Source organism: Polaromonas aquatica, assembly GCF_042659145.1.
Taxonomy (GTDB): Bacteria; Pseudomonadota; Gammaproteobacteria; order Burkholderiales; family Burkholderiaceae_C; genus Polaromonas; species Polaromonas aquatica.
Map to the genome: position 1 here is coordinate 1 of NZ_JBHSRS010000011.1, position 1,548 is coordinate 1,548.

Consider the following 1,548-nt stretch of genomic DNA (forward strand, 5'->3'; position numbering starts at 1 on the left):
GATAGTGAACTAGTACCGTGAGGGAAAGGCGAAAAGAACCCCGGGAGGGGAGTGAAATAGATCCTGAAACCGTGTGCTTACAATCCGTCGGAGCACCCTTGTTGGTGTGACGGCGTGCCTTTTGAAGAATGAGCCTGCGAGTTAGCGATACGTGGCGAGGTTAACCCGTGTGGGGTAGCCGTAGCGAAAGCGAGTCTGAATAGGGCGAGTCAGTCGCGTGTCCTAGACCCGAAGCGAAGTGATCTATCCATGGCCAGGCTGAAGCGACGGTAAGACGTCGTGGAGGGCCGAACCCACTTAGGTTGAAAACTGAGGGGATGAGCTGTGGATAGGGGTGAAAGGCCAATCAAACTTCGTGATAGCTGGTTCTCTCCGAAATGCATTTAGGTGCAGCGTTGCGTGTTTCTTGCCGGAGGTAGAGCTACTGGATGGCCGATGGGCCCTACAAGGTTACTGACGTCAGCTAAACTCCGAATGCCGGTAAGTGAGAGCGCAGCAGTGAGACTGTGGGGGATAAGCTTCATAGTCGAGAGGGAAACAACCCAGATCACCAACTAAGGTCCCTAAGCGTGTGCTAAGTGGTAAAGGATGTGGAGTTGCTGTGACAACCAGGAGGTTGGCTTAGAAGCAGCCACCCTTGAAAGAGTGCGTAATAGCTCACTGGTCAAGTGATTCCGCGCCGACANAGACAGGCCTTCGTGGTCCAGTTCGTGGGTTGGGTAGGAGAGCGTCGTGTGGCGAGTGAAGCGGCGGAGTGATCCAGTCGTGGATGCTACACGAGTGAGAATGCAGGCATGAGTAGCGAAAGACGGGTGAGAAACCCGTCCTCCGGAAGACCAAGGGTTCCAGGGTCAAGCTAATCTGCCCTGGGTAAGTCGGGACCTAAGGCGAGGCCGACAGGCGTAGTCGATGGACAACGGGTTGATATTCCCGTACCGGCGGTAGACCGTCAAAGACCTAACCAGTAGTGCTAAACAAACCAAAGCCGGGACGGATCCTTCGGGTGATGTTCTGGTGGCGGCTGTGAACCCGATGCTGGGGTGGTGAGCGTGAGGTGTGACGCAGGAAGGTAGCCAGTGCCGGGCGATGGTTGTCCCGGTGTAAACATGTAGCCCGTCAGAGTTTAAGAGATTCTGGCGTTGGGTGAGATGTGATGCGGACCCGTATGGGGAAGCTGGTGATCCTATGCTGCCGAGAAAAGCATCGACGTGAGGTCTATTGTTGCCCGTACCCCAAACCGACTCAGGTGGTCAGGTAGAGAATACTCAGGAGATCGAGATAATCATGGTGAAGGAACTCGGCAAAATGCCCCCGTAACTTCGGGAGAAGGGGGGCCATCCGCTTATACCCACTTGCTGGGGAAAGGGTGTGGTGGCCGCAGAGACCAGTGGGAAGCGACTGTTTACTAAAAACACAGGTCCGTGCGAACACGCAAGTGGATGTATACGGACTGACGCCTGCCCGGTGCTGGAAGATTAAGAGGAGAGGTTAGACCCTTCGGGGTCGAAGCTTTGAATTTAAGCCCCAGTAAACGGCGGTGGTAACTAT

At 54.9% G+C, this 1,548-nt stretch carries 1 rRNA gene; it reads left to right on the forward strand.

Features of this window, described 5'->3' with window-relative positions:
- Positions 1-1,548 (forward strand): 23S ribosomal RNA (locus ACFQND_RS03905); the annotation flags it as partial.